The 17,969-nt window shown below is 70.6% G+C and carries 15 protein-coding genes; 11 read left to right on the top strand and 4 right to left on the bottom strand.

The window, feature by feature from the left end:
* Positions 1-593 precede the first annotated feature (593 nt).
* Positions 594-3,638 (top strand): glycosyl hydrolase, encoded by a 3,045-nt coding sequence (locus ACIP79_RS39550; RefSeq protein WP_401232074.1) that lies wholly within the window; start codon positions 594-596, stop codon positions 3,636-3,638.
* 76 nt (positions 3,639-3,714) lie between these two features.
* Here ACIP79_RS39550 and ACIP79_RS39545 read toward each other — a convergent pair whose 3' ends face one another.
* A complete protein-coding gene (locus ACIP79_RS39545; protein ID WP_401232071.1) occupies positions 3,715-4,617 on the bottom strand; it encodes a LysR family transcriptional regulator in 903 nt (300 codons plus the stop codon).
* Between the two features lie 97 nt (positions 4,618-4,714).
* On the opposite strand from ACIP79_RS39545, the gene ACIP79_RS39540 reads away from it, so the two are divergent.
* Positions 4,715-5,872 (top strand): nuclear transport factor 2 family protein, encoded by a 1,158-nt coding sequence (locus ACIP79_RS39540; protein ID WP_401232068.1) that lies wholly within the window; start codon positions 4,715-4,717, stop codon positions 5,870-5,872.
* Positions 5,873-6,533: 661 nt separating this feature from the next.
* On the opposite strand, the gene ACIP79_RS39535 is transcribed toward ACIP79_RS39540, so the two are convergent.
* Positions 6,534-7,067 carry an SRPBCC family protein gene (locus ACIP79_RS39535; protein ID WP_401232065.1) on the bottom strand — a complete coding sequence of 178 codons (534 nt, stop codon included), beginning with the start codon at positions 7,065-7,067 and terminating at the stop codon, positions 6,534-6,536.
* 142 nt (positions 7,068-7,209) lie between these two features.
* Here ACIP79_RS39535 and ACIP79_RS39530 point away from each other — a divergent pair, with 142 nt between their 5' ends.
* From ACIP79_RS39530 to ACIP79_RS39505, 6 genes are all read left to right on the top strand, one after another.
* On the top strand, positions 7,210-8,142 hold the full coding sequence (locus ACIP79_RS39530; RefSeq protein ID WP_401232062.1) for a helix-turn-helix domain-containing protein: 933 nt from the start codon (positions 7,210-7,212) through the stop codon (positions 8,140-8,142).
* A 179-nt stretch (positions 8,143-8,321) separates the two neighbouring features.
* The gene (locus tag ACIP79_RS39525; RefSeq protein WP_401232059.1) at positions 8,322-9,344 is read left to right on the top strand and encodes a hypothetical protein; all 1,023 of its coding nucleotides are present in this window, start codon (positions 8,322-8,324) and stop codon (positions 9,342-9,344) included.
* A gap of 101 nt (positions 9,345-9,445) precedes the next feature.
* Positions 9,446-10,351, top strand: coding sequence for an MBL fold metallo-hydrolase (locus ACIP79_RS39520; RefSeq protein ID WP_401232056.1), 906 nt, complete (start codon positions 9,446-9,448; stop codon positions 10,349-10,351).
* Positions 10,352-10,431: 80 nt separating this feature from the next.
* Positions 10,432-11,886, top strand: a complete 1,455-nt coding sequence (locus ACIP79_RS39515) for a carboxylesterase/lipase family protein (protein ID WP_401232053.1) — start codon at positions 10,432-10,434, stop codon at positions 11,884-11,886.
* Between the two features lie 606 nt (positions 11,887-12,492).
* The gene (locus ACIP79_RS39510; RefSeq protein WP_401232050.1) at positions 12,493-13,344 is read left to right on the top strand and encodes an MHYT domain-containing protein; all 852 of its coding nucleotides are present in this window, start codon (positions 12,493-12,495) and stop codon (positions 13,342-13,344) included.
* Positions 13,345-13,547: 203 nt separating this feature from the next.
* Positions 13,548-14,072, top strand: a complete 525-nt coding sequence (locus ACIP79_RS39505) for a hypothetical protein (RefSeq protein WP_401232047.1) — start codon at positions 13,548-13,550, stop codon at positions 14,070-14,072.
* A 479-nt stretch (positions 14,073-14,551) separates the two neighbouring features.
* Here the strand turns inward: ACIP79_RS39505 and ACIP79_RS39500 are convergent, their stop codons facing one another.
* Positions 14,552-15,019, bottom strand: coding sequence for a winged helix-turn-helix transcriptional regulator (locus ACIP79_RS39500; RefSeq protein WP_401232045.1), 468 nt, complete (start codon positions 15,017-15,019; stop codon positions 14,552-14,554).
* A 93-nt stretch (positions 15,020-15,112) separates the two neighbouring features.
* Between ACIP79_RS39500 and ACIP79_RS39495 the strand changes: the two genes are divergently transcribed.
* Complete coding sequence (locus ACIP79_RS39495; RefSeq protein WP_401232042.1) at positions 15,113-15,613, top strand: PaaI family thioesterase; 501 nt, start codon at positions 15,113-15,115, stop codon at positions 15,611-15,613.
* Positions 15,614-15,730: 117 nt separating this feature from the next.
* Here ACIP79_RS39495 and ACIP79_RS39490 read toward each other — a convergent pair whose 3' ends face one another.
* Positions 15,731-16,363, bottom strand: coding sequence for a TetR/AcrR family transcriptional regulator (locus tag ACIP79_RS39490; RefSeq protein ID WP_401232039.1), 633 nt, complete (start codon positions 16,361-16,363; stop codon positions 15,731-15,733).
* A 177-nt stretch (positions 16,364-16,540) separates the two neighbouring features.
* On the opposite strand from ACIP79_RS39490, the gene ACIP79_RS39485 reads away from it, so the two are divergent.
* Together ACIP79_RS39485 and ACIP79_RS39480 are read left to right on the top strand one after the other, a co-directional pair.
* The gene (locus ACIP79_RS39485; protein ID WP_401232272.1) at positions 16,541-17,509 is read left to right on the top strand and encodes a zinc-dependent alcohol dehydrogenase family protein; all 969 of its coding nucleotides are present in this window, start codon (positions 16,541-16,543) and stop codon (positions 17,507-17,509) included.
* 103 nt (positions 17,510-17,612) lie between these two features.
* Complete coding sequence (locus tag ACIP79_RS39480; RefSeq protein WP_383688325.1) at positions 17,613-17,921, top strand: MiAMP1 family antimicrobial peptide; 309 nt, start codon at positions 17,613-17,615, stop codon at positions 17,919-17,921.
* Positions 17,922-17,969 lie beyond the last annotated feature (48 nt).

The raw sequence follows: 17,969 nt of genomic DNA, 5'->3' as shown, positions 1-17,969 counted from the left end.
ACTCTTTCCGCCCACCCGCACACCCCCACATCCGGACACCACCGTGGAGGGTCGATCACCCATGCCCGAACCCCGAACTCGGTCCAGTGCAGACCACAGGTCGCAGATCAAAGCTCGCCGACCGCTCACCGCCCACCAGTGACCGCACTCCAGGACCCGCACCCCGCCCAAGGAGGGCTGGAAATCGTCCCCCTCCCCCACTCCCCCTCAGCTTCACACCAGCCTCCCGGCGCTAATCCACAGCCGGCTCCCGACCATCGACAGATCCGCCCGCGCCCGCGACCACGGCGAGCCCCCACCCCAGGAACCGACCGCCTCAAACCCCGTTCCCCCTGGTCAACACGGTGTCGGGATCGGCGTCTCCCCATACGCGGGCACCAGGAGAGCCCCGTCGGCACGGCGACACGAACCCCGCCTCCACCTGAGGGCACCCACCCCAACGCCCCCTCCACCCCACCCGTCCGTTTCCCCTCGATCTCGACCTGATCGTGCGCGTGTCTTGACCGTGGCCGAATCTCAGGCTTAGCGTTCCGGCGTCGATACAGATTGAAACGATTCAATCACCCGCACTTCTCCCGGACTTGGGGCGCACCATGGATGAACGCATACCGCGACGAAGCGGAGTGGCCCGGCGTACGGCACTGGCGGCCGGACTCGGGGCGACGGTTCTGAGCGCCCTTCCTGGCGCGGCGAACGCCCAGGCAGCCACGGGTACCGGGGCCGCGGGAGCGTCGGTTCCCGGAACGACAGGGGCGGGAGCCGGGACGACGGCCGACTGGTTCGCGAACCCGCCGCGTTCCGTGCGCCCCAAGTTCCGCTGGTGGTGGCCGGACGGTCTGGTGGACCCGGACGAGATCGCCCGCGAGATCGACCAGATCGCCGACGCGGGCTTCGGCGGCATGGAGATCGCCGCCGTCCACCACAGCATCAAGGACAAGTCCGTGCTGGACACCGCGCACCACGGCTGGGGCAGCAGATCCTGGCGGGACGGTGTGGAGGCCGCTCTGAGCAGGGCGGCCCGGCGCGGGGTGACCATCGACCTGACGCTCGGCCCGAGTTGGCCCGTCGCGGTCCCCGGTGTGACTCCCGACGACGACGTAGCCGCGCAGGAACTCGCCTACGGGCGGCTCGCGTTGGCGGCCGGTACCGCCTATGAAGGGCCCGTTCCCGCCGCCGTTCACGCACCCGAGTCCGGCGTCACCCGCCAGACGCTCGTCGCCGTGCAGGCCGCCCGCGTCGATCCGGCGAACTCCACCCGCAAGGAGACGGGCCTCGACGTGAACAGCGTCCAGGACCTCACCGGCCTCGTCACCGACGGCACCCTGTCCTGGACGGCACCGGCTGACGGCGACTGGGTACTGATCTCGTACTGGCAGCGCGGCTCCGCCCAACAGCCCGAATCGGGCCCGCACTCGTCACCGGACGCCTACGTCGTCGACCACTTCAGCGCCGCGGGCACCAACACCGTGACCGACTTCTGGGACCGTACGATCCAGACATCGTCCCTGCGACGGCTGCTGAGGACCGCGGGCGGTGCCTTCTTCGAGGACTCCGTGGAGTTGGAGACCGACGGACTGACCTGGACGTCCCAACTCCCCGAGGCCTTCGAGAAGCACACCGGACGCCCCCTGTTGCCGTACCTCCCGGCGCTGGTGCTGGACAACAGCAACCAGGTCTTCGCCTTCGAGGCCCAGTTGACCCGGCAGATCCGGCACGACTTCTGGGAGACGGTCTCCGGCCTCTTCAACCGGCACCACCTCGGCGGCCTGCGCAACTGGGCGCACTCGCTCGGCATGGGCCTGCGATCACAGCCGTACGGCCTGCAGACCGACGCGATCGCCTCGGCGGCCCTGCTCGACATACCCGAGGGCGAGTCCCTCGGCTTCAAGAACCTCGACGACTACCGCTGCCTCGCCGGCGGCCGTGACATGGCCGGGCACACCATCCTGTCCTGTGAGGCGGGCGCCTACAACGGCACGGCCTACAGCACCACTTGGGACCGTTTCCTGCGCACCATGGGCGGCGCCTACGCCGCCGGCGTCAACCAGACCGTGATGCACGGCTTCTCCTACGCCACCGCACCCCAGGTGGCCTGGCCCGGATTCGCGGCCTTCAGCCCGTACAACGGAGTCGCCGGATACGGCGAGTCGTGGGGGCCGCGCCAGCCCACCTGGAAGCACGTCGCGGACATCGCCGGCTACCTCGGCCGGGTGCACAGGGTGCTGCAGAGCGGCACGGCCCGCGCGGACGTGGCGATCTTCCGGCAGACCGGCTACACCGCCACCGGCATCGGCGCCTCCTGGTTCACCGCGACGGGCATCACCCTCGGCTGGAGCCACCAGTTCCTCAGCGGCCCGCTTCTCGACCTGCCCTCCGCGACCGTCAGGCGAGGGCGCCTGGCTCCCGACGGGCCCGCCTACAAGGCCCTGTTCGTCGAGGGCGACTTCTTCTACGGCTCCACGCCCACCCTCTCCGTCGACGACGCCCGCAAGATCTTCGCGCTGGCCCGCGCGGGACTGCCCGTCGTACTGCTCGGCGCCTTCGACCAGGGCCTGACCCCCGGCGTGCCCGCCGACGACGAGACCACCGAACTCCGCGCCCTGCTGGGCCGGTTGCTCGCCCTGCCGAAGGTCGCCCTCGTCAGCGACAAGGCCACCGTGGGTGACGCGCTCGCTCGGCTCGGCGTCACCGCGGATGCCCGCTACGCCACGTCCTCCACCCTTCTCAACGCCCACCGCGCGACAAAGGAGGCGGACTTCTACTACTTCTGCAACGGCAAGCACGCGGAGACCGTCAAGCCGCCGGTCGCCGCCATCGACCACGAGGTCACCCTGCGCCGCACCGGCTCGGGCAACGCGGTTCCCTACCTGCTCGACCCGTGGTCGGGCGAGGCCGTCCGGCTCGCCCAATACACGCGGGACGGCGACGACTTCACCGTCCGGATCACGCTGCAGCCGGGCGAATCGACGATCATCGCCCTCGGCCGCACCGGGCTCTTCGGCGACCGGCACGGCTCCCTGCCGAGCGTCGTGGGAACCGACGCCGATCAGGCCCGTTACATCGACGGGGGCCTGGCCGTACGGGCGAGCGCGCCCGGGACGTACACCACTCGCCTGGACCGCGGCAGGCCCGTCACGACGACGGTCCGATCCGTCCCGGACGCTGTCACTCCGACGCGCTGGCAACTGGACGTCGACGACTGGCGGCCCGGCAGCACCGCGACCCGCACGGAGCACGTCACCGTCTCGGTCACCCTCGACACGCTGCTGCCGTGGTCGGGGATCCCCGAACTCGCCGACAGCGCGGGCATCGGCCGCTACCGCACCACCGTCGACCTCCCCTCCGGCTGGACCTCCGCCCACGGCGCCCGGCTGGAACTCGGCCAGGTCAGCGACACCTGCCGAGTGACCGTCAACGGCCACCGTCTCCCGCCGGTCAGCCGACTGAACCCGGTCGTCGACCTCACCCCCGGCCTCCTGCGCCGCGGCGCCAACCAGATCGAGGTGGAGGTCGCGACCCCGCTGATCAACCGCCTCCGGATCGCCCAGCCAACGGTGTTCGGCGGTACCGCCCGCCAGAACCACGGCCTGGTCGGCCCCGTCCGCCTGACGCCGTACGCGCAGATCCGCGTGTCCTGAGTGGGAGTTGTCCAGGGGGCGCCGACTCTGCGGGAGACGGCGCCCTCCGGACGCGTCGGCGAAGGTGTCCGTCCCGTCAACCGGCGGGCGGGCGGCCAGTGTTGAAGGCCTTGCTGAGGTGTTCGCACAACGGCGCTGCTGAGGGGTGAGGGTCGCGGAGTGGTGTGATCGTGTAGATGCCGCGGGTCGGAGGGTCGACGAGGGGCGCGGTGGTGACGTCCGTTCGGAGCGCGCGTGTCAGCGTGCCGGGGATCAGGGCGATGGCGTGGCCGCTGGCGACGAGGGCCAGTTTGCCGAGCAGGTCGGCCGCCGTGAGATCGATGCGGACGGTGACGCCGGCGCGGGCGGCGTGCCGGCGCAGGAGCGCCTCCGAACCGTCGTTGTCCTCGACCCAGGTCTCGTCGGCCAGTGTCTGGATGTGCACGGGACCACGTCCGGCCCGCGGATGGCCGGTGGGCAGCACCACGACCATGTCGTCCAGGCCGAGGAACCGCCGTTCGATCCGAGGGTCGTGAGGCAGTCCCGGTGGCGCGTCGGTGACGACGGCGACATCCAGGTCACCGGCGATCACACGGTGGTGCAGGTGTGCGCTCAGGCCAGGGACCAGGCTCCACGGGACGGCCCCTGCGTCCTTCAGCAGGCTCCCGATCGCATCGGGGACGATCCCCGCGGCGAGCGAAGGGGTGGCGCCGATGGCCAGCGGTCCGTCGAACGCGCCGTCGCGGACCTCTCGTACGGCGCGAACGGCACGGTCGGCCTCGTTGAGCGTCGCCTGCGCGTGTCGGCGGAACACCTCGCCGGCGGGTGTCGGACGTACACCGCGCGCATGGCGCTCCACCAGCCGGACGCCGAGCTGCCGTTCGAGCCCGGCGATCTGCCGGGAGACGGCCGACTGCGTGTGGTTGAGCTCGGTGGCCGCCGCCGACAGCGATCCGAGACGGCACACGGTCACGAAGGTCTGCCACACGGTCAGTTCCATGGGCACAAGTATGCCTGGCAGGTATGCGTGCTCCGCAGGGCTGGCCTGCCATATCTGCGCTTGTCGCAGGCGGGCGCGGTGCGCCACTGTGGCGGTCATGACCACACCGCACACGATCACCGTCCTCGGCCTGGGGCGTATGGGCGGCGCGATCGCGGCCCGGCTCGCCGCAAAAGGTTGGGACGTCGTCGGCTGGACCCGTTCCGGGCGCGCGGCAGGAACCGTCACGACGATCGTCGATCTTCACGAGGCGGTGTCGAAGGCCGACTTCGTGCTTCTGGCGCTGTTCGACGGCGGTGCCTGCCGGCAGGTCCTCGACGATGTCCGGGACGCGCTGCGCACGGACACGATCGTGCTGAACACCAGCACCATCGCGCCCGCCGAGGCGGCGGAGCTGGCTCGGCGACTGGGCCCGTCCTACGTCCACGCGCCCGTCCTGGGTTCGGTGGCGGCGGCCGCCGCCGGCTCCCTGCACCTCCTCGCCGCCGCGGAACCAACTGTGCTCGAACGCGTCGGCCCGGTGCTGGCAGCCCTGGGCACGGTGCGGCACGTCGACGATGCCGGGACCGCCGCCGCGCTCAAGCTGATCGCGAACCACAGCCTCGCGGGCGCTGTCCTCGCGCTGCGCGACTCGCTACGGCAGGCCGAAGCACTTGGCGTGCCTCGCACGCAGGCACTGGACCTTCTCGAACAGGGCCAGCTCGGCTCGCTCGTGGCCCGCAAACGCCGCTTCCTCACCGACCCGCCGACCGCCACCGGAGCCGAGTTCACGATCGGCGCGCTGGTCAAGGACATGGCTCTGCTGGCCGCCGCGTCACCAACTCCCCTGCGCGGCGCGGCCGGTCTGGCCGACACTCCTGCCGGCCCGGAGGCCGACATCGCTGCCGCCGCCACGGCCCCAGCCGTGCCGGACGCCGTCCTCGAACCGCTCCGCGCCTACGTCCGCGGACACGCCACCGGCGACCCTGGCCACTTCCGCGACGCGTTCCTGCCCACGGCCCACGTCGAGGGGATGCGCGACGGCGCGTTCGTCTCCTGGCCACTGGACGAGTACTGCGCTCTCTTCCAGGGCCGACCGGCAGTGGACGAATCAAGCCGCTCACGCCGCATCGACGCCGTCGACGTCCACGGCACCGTGGCGACCGCCACCATGACGCTCTCGCACGGCGCGGACACGTTCACCGACATCTTCCTGCTGGTCCGTGCCGCCGACGGCTGGCGCATCGCCAACAAGGCGTACCACCGGCACCCTTGACGCGGAGGACAGCGGCCCTGGCCTCGCTGCGCCACGCTCCCAGCTCGCCTGCCGATGCCCTGTGCCCTGTGCCCTGTGCCCTGTGCCCTGTGCCCTGTGCCCTGTGCCCTGTGCCCTGTGCCCCCTGATGCTGCCAGGCAGTGGCGCTTCCGCACGCCTGATCTGCTGCGGCGCCACGGTCGCGGGTTCTGGCCGGGTAATGGCGGGCGCCCGGTCCGCGGGGCTCGTCCGGGCCCGTACGTACGAGGATTCCAGCGGCACCGACGCCTCGCTGCTGCGGGCGGTGCTATGGACGGGCAGGTGGCCGACGCGTGGCAGCGCATCACCGCCCGGCTGAAAGACCGGGCTCCCACCTCCTACGCCGCGCTCCGCGCCGGTGCGGGTCCCGCCGCGATCGCCGCCCTCGAAGGGGACCTCGGCATCCGGATACCCGCCGAACTGGACGCGTTGTGGATGCTGACGGCAGGCGACGACGGGAGCGACGACGGGGGATGCTTTCCGGGCAACAAGGCGCTGATGACCCTGGACGCCGTCGCCGCCGTCCACAGGCTGCGTGTCGACTCCCAGGCGCGCATGGACGCCCTCAGCGCCCGCCGCTCCGAGGACGAGCGCGTCACCGTGTGGAAGGCGACCCACGAAGGGAGCGTGCGGGCGAGGTCGGTCACAGGACCTCGTCCTGGCCGTCGAGTTGTGCCGCGTCTTCGGCTATCCATCGGGCGAGGGAGACCAAGGTGGTTTCGACGCTGCTCGTCATGTAGGCGCGTAGTGCGTCGAGTTCGCCTCGGGTGGTGCCCAGAACCGGGTCCAGGCGCAGCAGTTGCCAGGATTGTTCCACGACGGTTCCGCGCCCCTCGGGGTGGAAGGTCCAGCTCCACCGGACGATGCCGTCCTCGGCGCCGCCGACCACGAAGGTGAAGGCGTCGCCGGGATCCGCTCGTACGACCTGGGAGCGGGTCGTCCATTGCCTGCCGTCTCTACGGTTGCGGCCGCCGAACCAGGCGCCGGCCCGGGGACCCGCGCCCTGGTCGAAGGTGACGTCGTCCGCGTCGGGGCTCCAGCGACTGATGGTGGACACGTCACTGACCAGGTCGTAGACCCGGGCGGGTGCGGCATCCACCCACGCCCGCCTGGTGAAGGCGAAGGTCGACGCGTCCAGGCCCTCGAAGGGGTCGTGCCCGGTGGTGGTGGCGGTCAAGGTGTTCTCCTGGGTGACTGCGAGATGGTGGTGGGTTGGCTTCGCCCACGTCATCACCGGTCCCGAGAGGGAGCCAGACCCGGCGTTGCCTATCCACAGCTGGGGCAGGCTGTGCGTTCCGAGGCGGCCCATACTCGGATCCATGACCGGAAAATCGCAGCTCGGGGAGTTTCTGCAGACGCGGCGCTCCCAACTGCGTCCAGAGGATGTAGGGGTGCCCACCTACGGCGAGCGTCGGCGTGTGCCGGGGCTTCGGCGCGAGGAGCTGGCGCTGCTGGCGGGGGTGAGCGCCTCCTACTACACCCGCCTGGAGCAGGGGCAGTCACTGAGCGCGTCGTCCGCGGTCCTTGACGCGATCGCCGGGGCCCTGCGGCTGGACGACTCCGAGCGGAGGTACCTGCACGACCTGGCCCGCGCGGACAGGCATCGCACCCGTGGCCGCCGACCGTCGCCGGAGCGGGTGACCGAAGCGACGGCCCAGCTTATGGACGTACTGGCGGACGTTCCCGCGCTCGTGCTCGGTCTGCGCAGCGACGTGCTGGCGTGGAACCGACTGGGACACGCGCTGTTCGCCGGGCACCTGGATCCGGACTCTCCGGACGCGCCCGTTCGGCGTCCCAACATGGCCCGGCTGGTGTTCCTCGACTGCCATACCCGCGACCTGTACGCGGACTGGCCGAGCAAGGCCAGAGCCGTGGTGGGCAACCTGCGCCTGGTGGCGGCCCAGCATCCGCAGGACACGGCGTTGCACGCGCTCCTGGGTGAACTGAGCGCGAAAAGCGCCGAGTTCGCCTCGATGTGGGCCGACCATCGGGTCAAGGCGTGCACCGTCGCCACGTACGAGATGCGGCATCCGCTGGTCGGCCCGCTCACCGTCGTCCAGCAGACCCTGAGCGACGGGCAGGGGCCCAATGTCGTGGTCGCCACCACGGAGACCGGCTCCCCCTCGCGGGCCGCGCTGTCCCTGCTGGCCCAGGCCACCGACCAGCCCGGCACCCGGCACAGCACCCAGGACACCCAGGACACCCACCCCGACGATTCGGCTCCGACCCGGCCCTCGGCCGAAACCGCCTGACCCCACAACACGTCACCGGGCGCTCGTCCCGCACCTCCGAGCACCCGTCCGACCCGGGCAGGGCCGACAACCGGCCGCCGCCCGGAGCAGCCGCGGGCCCACGCCCGCAGGCAGAGCCACCCACCTCACCCATGCGCCGGCATGCCGCTGCCGCATGCCCGAAATCCACTGAAGGAACCATGTTCAGGAAGCTCTCCACGTCCACCGTACCGGCCGCTGTCCTGGTCGCGACGGCTGCCGTGACGCTCACTCAGGCGCCAGCGCCAGCATCGGCGGCGTCGTCGTCGGCAGCATCGGTATCCGCATCATCGACCTCGATCTCGACCGAGTCCGCCCCGCTGAGCCACGCACGGATCGCCGCACACTTCGACCTCGCCAAGGGGCAGACACCGGAGAACATCGCCCTGGCCCCGGACGGCACCGCCTACGTCACCTTCGCGCAGGGCCGACAGATCGCCGAGGTCTCTCCCGGTGGCAGGACCCGGATCCTGGCCACCCTGCCGCTGCCCTCCGACGGCGGCGTACACACACCGGCCCTGGGCTTCCCACTGACCGTCGGAATCGTCCGTGCCCCCGACGGCACGCTGTATTTCCTGTATGCCACCGGAACCGCCGACCTCACCGGCGTCTGGCGTCTGCGCCCCGGCGGCGAGCCGCGCAGGATCGCCGCGCTGCCCGCCGACGGCCTGCCCAACGGGCTGGCACTGGACGCACGTACCCGCACCCTCTACGTCACCGACTCCGTCCTCGGCACTGTCCGGCGGGTACGGACCACCGGTGGCACCCCCGGCGTCTGGTCCGCCACCCCCGAACTCGCCCCCGCCGGCTTCCTCGGCGCCAACGGTCTGAAGATCCACGACGGCGCGGTCTGGGTCGGCAACCTCGACAAGGGCACCGTCGTGCGGATCCCCATTCTCCGGGACGGGCGCGCCGGGACGGTCACGACCGAGGCCACCGGTCTGCCGGGGATCGACGACTTCGCCTTCACCGGCCGCGGCGAGCGGCTGCTGGCTGCCCTCAACGGTTCGAGCGAGGTGGCGCTCGTCCAGCCCGACGGCAGCCACTCCGTCGTACTGGACCCCGCGGACGGCCTGCAGAACCCCACGTCCATCGCCCTGCGCGGCAACAAGGTCTACGTGCTCAGCGCCGCCTACCTCACCGCCAAGGACCCCAATCTGCTCGTCGCCCGCCTGAACGACTAGGGCCCCGGCCGCAGGCACACCCTCAGCACAGGCACAGCTCCGGGGCGGCGGTGTCGCGCCGCCCCGGGTCATCACGCAACCCACACCGTACGGAGAACACCATGCAGAGCACGCACGAGATCATTCTGGGCGATGTCACCGTCACCCGGATCGAGGAGATGCACGGGCCGATCATGCCCGCGGACCAGTTCTTCCCGGACCTGCCCGAGCACGCCTGGCGGGAACACCGCGAGATGCTGGTGCCCGACCACCTCGGGGACGACGGTTCGACGGTCCACGTCGCGATGCAGACCTGGCTGCTGCGCAGTGAGGGCCGGACCATCCTGATAGACACCGGCGTCGGCAACGACAAGTCCCGTCCCGCCGTGGCCGGTTGGGACCATCTGGAGCTGGACTACCTCGGCAACCTGGCGCGCGCCGGTGTGCGACCCGAGGACGTCGACCTGGTGGTCAACACCCATCTCCATGTCGACCACGTCGGCTGGAACACCCGCCTGGTCGACGGCGTCTGGGTGCCCACGTTCCCGAACGCCACCTACCTGATGCCCAAGGCCGACTTCGAGTTCTGGAATCCTGCGAACAACCCGGACGTCACTGGTGGTGTCAACGAGAACGTCTTCGAGGACAGCGTCGCTCCCGTACACGCCGCGGGCCAGGTGCGGTTGTGGGAGGACGACCACACCATCGACGCGAACCTGCGCCTCGAAGCGGCTCCGGGCCACACGCCGGGATCCAGCGTCGTGAAACTGGCCTCGGGCAGCGACCAGGCCCTCTTCGCCGGCGACCTGGTGCACACCCCTCTTCAGGTCATGCGACCCGACCACAACAGCTGCTTCTGCCAGGACCCGGCCCAGGCCCGTACGACCCGCCGCAAGCTGTTCGGCTGGGCCGCCGACGCCAACGCCCTTGTCCTGCCCGCCCACTTCAGCGGTCACAGTGCACTCGAAGTCGAAAGCAAGGGCGGCGAATTCGCGATCAGGAACTGGGCGCCGATCACGAAGTACTGACCCGCTTCCCGTCCCGCCGCCGCTCCGTTCACCCGGAGCGGCGGCATTCACGTGAGCAACGAGCAGCGAGGAACAGCCCGATGGCATCCGTCGACCCCACCACCGTCACTGTCACCACGACGTCGGGCCCCGTCCGGGGTCGCCGCGACGGAGACATGACCGTCTTTCTCGACGTCCCCTACTCCGCCCCGCCCGTCGGTCGCGGGCTGTTCGCCGCACCGGCGCCGCACGAACCGTGGGCCGGAGTCCGTGACGCGACGCGGCCGGGGCCGACCGCGCCCCAGCCCACCCGCGACTCCTTCGGCACCCTCGACATGTCGCCCTACTTCGGTCCGGGCTGGCAGCGCGGCGACGACTACCTCACCGTGAACATCTGGGCCCCCAGGCCGGCCGGGCCGACCCGGCCGGTCATGGTGTTCGTGCACGGCGGAGGGTTCGTCGCGGGTTCCGGCCGCGGCCCGCTCTACGACGGTACGGCCTTCGCCCGCGACGGTGTCGTGCTGATCACCGTCAACTACCGCCTGGGCATCCCCGGTTTCCTGCACCTGCCCGACGCCCCGGACAACCGCGGAATGCTCGACGTCCTGGCCGCCCTGCGGTGGGTCCAGGAGAACGCCGCCCGCTTCGGCGGCGACCCCGACAACGTCACCCTCTTCGGCCAGTCCGCGGGAGCCATCATCGTCGGCGGGGTCCTCGCCGACCCGGCCTCCTCCGGCCTGATACGACGGGCGATCATCCAGAGCGGCACCGGGACCGGCGCGTTCACCCCGGAACAGGCCGGCATGGTCACCGCGGCGGTCGGACGCGAGCTGGATCTCGAACCCACCGCCGGAACCCTGGCCGAGGTTCCCGACGAGCGTTTCGTCGCCGCCACGGCCGCACTGACCGGCCTGGACCTGCGTACGTCCACGCACCACGACCCGCTCGGTGGCATCACCTCCTTCAGTCTGGTCGGCGAGCAGCAGCCCTTCGCGGCGGTCGCGGCCGGTCAGGGAAGCGAGGTCGACCTGCTGATCGGGGCCAATCTCGACGAGGGCAGCCTCTACCTGGCCCCCTTGGGACTCCTGACTGACACCACCGAACCCGATGTCCTGGACACCGCGGCAAGGTTCCACTCCGACCCCGCCGAAGCCGTCCGCGCCTTTCGTGCACGGCAGCCGTCGGCGTCGGCCGCCGAACTTCGTACCGCGGTCCTCGGAGACGGGCTGTTCAAAGCCGGCACACGGCGGATGGCGGCCGCACACGCGAGCGCGGCGACCGGAGGGACGTACTGCTACGAATTCGTCTGGCGCTCCGACGCGCTCGACGGACAACTCGGCGCCAGCCATGTCATGGAGTTGCCCTTCGTCTTCGACCGTCTCGCCCTGCCGTCGCTGCACGGCCCCCGAGGACTGCTCGGCGGCACGGAACCGCCCGCCCCACTCGCCGCCGGTATGCACCGCTCATGGATACGTTTCGCGGCGACCGGCGATCCCGGCTGCTGGCCGGGCTACGCGGGAGCCGGGGGGCACGTCCAACGGATCGGCGCCGCCTGACAGGCCTGCGAATATCGCTGGGGCAATTGCCGGACACGGAAATACCCCTGTTCCGAAGGGCTGTGGCGTGATCAAGATCTTTCGGCTGACGCCCTGGTCTATTCAGCTGACGCCCTGGGGGTTCATCCGGTTTTCCCCTTCAGGGCGTTCGGGCCATCGACGGCGGTAACCGGGGCGGAATCTGAACGCGCATCAGCTCCCCATTCCCGTATATCGATTCAAACGCGAATGACGGGCGTGGTCGCACTGTGTGGGAAATGTGCTTGAATGACGAACATATCGGCCAGGCGGCTTGAAAGAGACCCTGGCCGGTCGCGGCCGTCCTGTCTTCGCAGTGGGCGGGTCAACGTGCGCAACCCGGCGTACGTGGGGTCGCGCAGGCACGTACGGGCGCGGGTCGGCCACAACCGGCCCACCGTCTCGGTCCGTTCCGTCCTCGTCGGCGGTAAGGCCCGTGTCATGGCGCAGCCCTCCGATCGGAGGGCACGTTCACTGCGCGCCGCGCTCCGGTCGGCAGGCCTCCGGGGGGAGTTCTGCCCTCAGACCGCGCGCGGTCCGCCGCCGGCGTTCGCCGAGCTGCTGTCCGATCGAGGGGGGATGACTGTCATGAACGAAACGGTGTCCAATTTTCACTACGGGGCCGTCACGCCGATCGCCGCCTATCTGATGGCCTGCCTCGGCGCGGCCCTCGGCCTGCGCTGCACGACACGGTCCATGCTCCGGCACGGGCCGGGCTCACGCCGGGTCGGCTGGCTGACGCTCGGCGCGGTGTCCATCGGCTGCGGCATCTGGACGATGCACTTCATCGCGATGATGGGCTTCACCATCGAGGGTTCGCTCATGACCTACGACCCCGCGATCACGATGCTGAGTCTCGGCGTCGCCATCCTGGTCGTCGCGGTCGGCGTCTTCCTGGTGGGCTACCGGGGTTCGAGCCCCACCACGCTGAGCATCGCCGGGGTGTTCACCGGCCTCGGGGTCGCCGCCATGCACTACCTCGGCATGTCCGCGATGAGCGGCCACGGGAGCATCGACTACGACCCGGTGTATGTGGCCCTCAGCGTGGTGATCGCCGTGGTCGCGGCGACGGCGGCGTTGTGGGCGGCGGTGTCGATCCACGGACTGGGGTCGGCGGTGGGCGCGAGCGCGATCATGGGTATCGCCGTGACGGGCATGCACTACACGGGCATGACCGCGATCACCGTCCACGTCAGCGACGTCGCCGCGAACAACCAGTCCTCGGTGAGCCTGCTGTCCTTCCTCCTGGCCATGATCGCGGGGCCCTTGACGATCCTGATCATCGTCTCCGTGATCGTCATGTTCGACCCCGAGGTCGTACTAGGCGACAACAGGTGGAACAACAGCGACCCTCAGCAGCACCGGACCGGCGACGCTCCCACCCCGGCCCACGCCTCCGCGGCGGACCCGAACCACACCCGGCCGCCGAGAAGTTGGTAGTCGCACCCGCGACACCACGACATCGGGCCCCGGGTTCGGGCAGGCTCCCGGGCCAGGCCGAACGCCGGGCCCGGTCCTGACCGCACGCGTGCGTGCATACGTGTGCTGCGCTCCCGGATAATTCTCGGGCGGCGCACCGGCCGCCGTCCTATCGTGGACCGCTGCCGTCCGGTCGGGGACGGCCCGACGGGAGAGGCGGCCGGGTGCCGGACGCGTACGAGGTCATGCTGGACGCCGAGTTGAGCAAGGCGTTCGACGTGTGGTCCGGGTACCTGGACGCCGAGACCGGTGACGACCCTCAGGTCCGTGCCCGACTGCGGTCGGTGTTGGAGTCGGCCCGCAAGGCCGCCGCCGAGGGCGATCCCGTGACCGCGCGAGCCCTGGTGACGGACATGTATGACGCCGCCGGGGAATCAGCCCTTCGCTGGGCCCCCTCGCCGCCCCGCCCTTGCGAGGCGGACCGACAGGCGCGCGACTACGCCAAGGACACCCTGCCGCAGGTGCTTCCGCTGAGCCTGCGGGACCGTCTCGACCACGTCGTGATCTCCATGAGCGTCACGCGTCGTCGCCTTGAGGCCGCCCCCGGCCTCGACGCGGCCACCCGCCAGGATGTCCTCTACATCACCGCCCGCGCCGGGATGGCCCTCGACCTCGCGCACCTGACCGCCGCACGGCGCGAACTCGAACGCCTCAAGGTGATCGCCCACCGCTGCGGTGTGGAGTCATGACGCACCGAGCGGCCGCGGCGACACCGCGTCGGATTCAGCTTCAGCCGACCGGGGAGTCGGCGGCCTCGGCCTCAACCGTGCCGCGGACGGCGGTGCGTTGTGGGCGGCGCGTCAGGACGTAGAAGACAGGACGTGTAAGAACAGGGCCGCCATGACGGCGACTCCGGCCCACATCGCCTGCTGCCAGCCGTCGACAAATGATTCCTGGGCGGCTCGGATCAGCGATCGCGCGTACGGGCCGGCCTGGTCGGCGGCTTCCAACGCGCTGGCGATGCTCTCGCGGGCGGGTCCTGCGGCGTCCTCGGGGGTCGAGCCGAGCCGGGACTCGCTACGCGCTCAGCAGCCTGCGGCGCCTGCGCGGCAGCATCGCCCAGGCGCTCCCGGCCGAGGACCTGGCCGCGCTCGACCCCACACCATCCGTTCGGTTCGTACGCCGAGATCGGCCCTCGACGCACGTGTCGTCGACCACGTCGACCGCCTCACCCGCGATGACGGGCACCCGGTCCCGGCCGGGCGTGGATGTCCTTGGGAGTCAGGGGGGTGTGCTCCTCCGCGCACTCGACGATGACGCGGACCTCGGCCCCGCAGTCGGCGTGGCGCATGTCCAGAACCGGGCCTCCGGGGTCCGGGGCGTACGACTCGCCCCACTGGCGCAGGGCGACGAGGACGGGCCAGAGGTCCCACCCCTTGCGGGTCAGCCGGTACTCGTTGCGTGCCCGGCTGCCTTCCTCCTGGTACGGAGCGGTTCTGAGGATGCCGGCGGCGGTCAGCTTTCGGAGTCGGTCGCTGAGGACCGCGTCCGACAGGCCGATATGGCGGCGGAAGTCGTCGAACCGGCGTACGCCGTTCGCAGCGTCGCGCAGGATCAGCAGCATCCACTTCTCCCCGACCACGTCGAGCGTGCGCTGGACGGGACAGTTCTCGGTACTCGCGTCGAGCCACTCCATGCGGCAATCGTAGGACCCTGGCTTCGTCATTGACAGTCAGCCGACGAGGGAGCTAGCTTCGCTCGAAGAAGCCAGCCGAAGGAGCGCCGGGACATGGGACGGACACGTACGTACGAGTGGGAGGACCCCGCCGTCACGGCGTCCGCCGTCGGGCGGGCCGCCGGCCTGGACTTCCTGCGTGACGTGCAGGCGGGCCGCCTGCCCGGGCCGCCCATCGCCGCCACCATGGACTTCACGCTCGACGAGGTCGCCGAGGGCAGGGCGGTCTTCTCGCTGACGCCGGGCGAGGAGCACTACAACCCCATCGGCAGCGTGCACGGCGGCGTCTACGCGACACTGCTCGACTCGGCAGCGGGATGCGCCGTGCAGTCCACACTCCCGGCGGGCATGGGCTATACGTCACTCGACCTGACCGTGAAGTTCCTGCGGCGGATCACGGTCGACACGGGCAGGGTCCGGGCCGTCGGCACGGTCGTCAACCGGGGCCGGCAGACCGCACTCGCCGAAGCGACACTGCTCGACGCGAAGGACCGTCTGCTGGCCCACGCCACCAGCAGCTGCATGCTGTTCCCGGTGCCGGCGTCGTCGGCCTGAGAGGCGTGCGCTGAGCGGTTCCTTCCGCCGTTCCTTCCGCCGTTCCTTCCGCCAAGGCGAGCCCGCCCCCCGGCAGGACCCCTGGTCGAATTCTTCCGTCCGTCGGCGGGGGATCGCTCAGGTGGGTGTCGCCGCCGTGGATGCCAGCCGCGCCGCCGGCGGCAGCGGAGCCCGCTGGGGGCCGGTCTCGAACGCCTGGATCACCAACCCCGCGAAGCGGCGGGAGGCCGCCACCTGTGTGGTGGTCGAAGCCGTGTGGATCCCCCGGTTGGCCATGAGGATGAGGATGAGGTCGTCCAGGACGAAGTCGGGACGCAAACGCCCTGTCTCCTTGGCCCGTTGGGCCAGTTCGGCGACGGCCCGCACCGTGTACTCACGGTTCGCGGCGACGTCCGCCACGTCCGGGAAGGTCGACAGGAAGGCCTCGGTGAAGCCCCGGTCGCGTGCGTGCAACTCGCACACCTTCTCGACCACCAGGCAGAAGCCACGCCAGGGATCGGGATCCGCGCACGCCTCGTCGACGATGACGCGACACGCGTGCACCTGGTCGGCGAAGGCTTCGGTGACCAGCGTCTGCTTGGTCGGGAAGCGGCGGTACAGGGTGGCGGGTCCGACCCCGGCGCGCCGGGCGATCTCCCGCATCGGCACGTTCAGGCCGTCGGCGGAGAACAGCGCTCGGGCCGCGTCGAGGATGCGTTCGCGGTTGTCCAGGGCGTCGGAGCGCAGGGTGTGAGGCAAACGGTCGGTCACCACTCTCACTTTAGCCAAGTGGACGGGGGCGTCCACTACCGTCCGAAGCATGGAACCCCGCCGGACAGCCGGTGCGTGGCCGGTGACGTACCGGTGCGCGACCGGCGCGTACGGCACCCTGACCGAGCCCCGGCCGCGACATGAAAGCCCCGGTCGGCGGAGAACGTGGAGACGGCTGTGAAGGCGATCGCGATCCGGACGTACGGACCCCCTGAAGGTCTGGTCGTCGTCGACCTGCCGGTCCCGACACCCACCGCCGGCCAGGTGCTGATCGCCACCGAGGCGGTGGGCGTCGGTGGAGTCGACACCGTGATCCGCAGCGGGGCGCTGGCCGCCTACGGCTTCCAGGAGGGACACATCCCGGGCAGCGAGGTGGCGGGCACCGTGACCGCGGTCGGTGACGGCGTCGACGCCTCGTGGATCGGCCGACGGGTGTGGGGCTTCACCGGCACCGGCGGCGGCTATGTCGAACACGCCGCCGTGTCCGTCGAGGAGACCTTCCCCCTGCCCGCGGGCCTGTCCGCCGTCGACGCGGTGACGCTCGGCGGTTCCGGCGTGGTGGCCCACTTCGCGCTGCGCCACGCGCACTTCGCTCCCGGCGAGACGGTCCTGGTGCGTGGCGCGGCCGGCAGCATCGGGATCATGGCCGTTCAGCTCGCGGCCCGCGGAGGCGCCGCCGCGGTGGCGGTCACGACGTCCTCGGCCGAGCGCGGCAAGCGACTGCGCGGCCTCGGTGCCACCCATGTGCTGGACCGCTCCGGCGAGGGAGACGAAGGAGAGGACTCTCCGGCGGGCTATGACGTCATCATCGACGTCGTGGCCGGTGAGGACATGCCGTCGTTCTTCGACAGGCTCAATCCGAACGGGCGCATGGTGGCCGTGGGCGTGGTCGCGGGTCAGCCCCCGGCGGACTTCGGCACCAGGCTGATGGCGGCCTTCCAGAAGTCGATGTCCTTCGCCACCTTCAGCGCGGACACCGTCACCGCGGCCGAACGCCGGGCCGTCCGGGGCGAACAGTTCGCCGCGGCGAGCCGGGGTGAGATCGAGACGGTGGTGCACGAGTTGCTGCCACTTGACCAGGCCGTACCGGCCCACCGGAAGATGGACGCGGGCGAGGTCTTCGGCAGGATCGTGCTCACGCCGTAGCGCCGCATTTCACGACTGGCCGCGAGCCAATGATGAACACAAGGGGTTACAACTGGTTACCCTGTGTGCACATTTGGTTGGGATCGACGCCAGGAGACACAGCATGAAGAGGATCGCTCAGGTCATCACCGCGGCGGCCATGACCGTGGTCGCGACAGCGGGTACCGCCATGGCCTCGCAGTACGTCGCGTACGAGGGCGAGGGCTTCTCCGGGCGCAGCGTGGTGATCACCGCCTGTGGCACCAGCAACATTCCGTACCACGGCTCCTACAAGTGGTACGGGGACGGCCAGTCGGGACGCATGTACAACCAGCCCAACGCCCAGGGCGTCGCCCACTTCACGCTCGCGTCGAACAGGTACGCCGAGCAGCGGACTCCGGTCGGCTGGAAGAGCATCTTCATCGTCTGCTAGGTCCCTCGCCCGTCCGCCTGCCCGGCAGCCGCGCCAGTCGTGGCCGGG

The organism is Streptomyces sp. NPDC088747 (assembly GCF_044751025.1).
Lineage (GTDB): Bacteria > Actinomycetota > Actinomycetes > Streptomycetales > Streptomycetaceae > Streptomyces.
The sequence above is the reverse complement of the archived record's forward strand: the minus strand, read 5'-3'. Positions and strand labels throughout refer to the sequence as shown.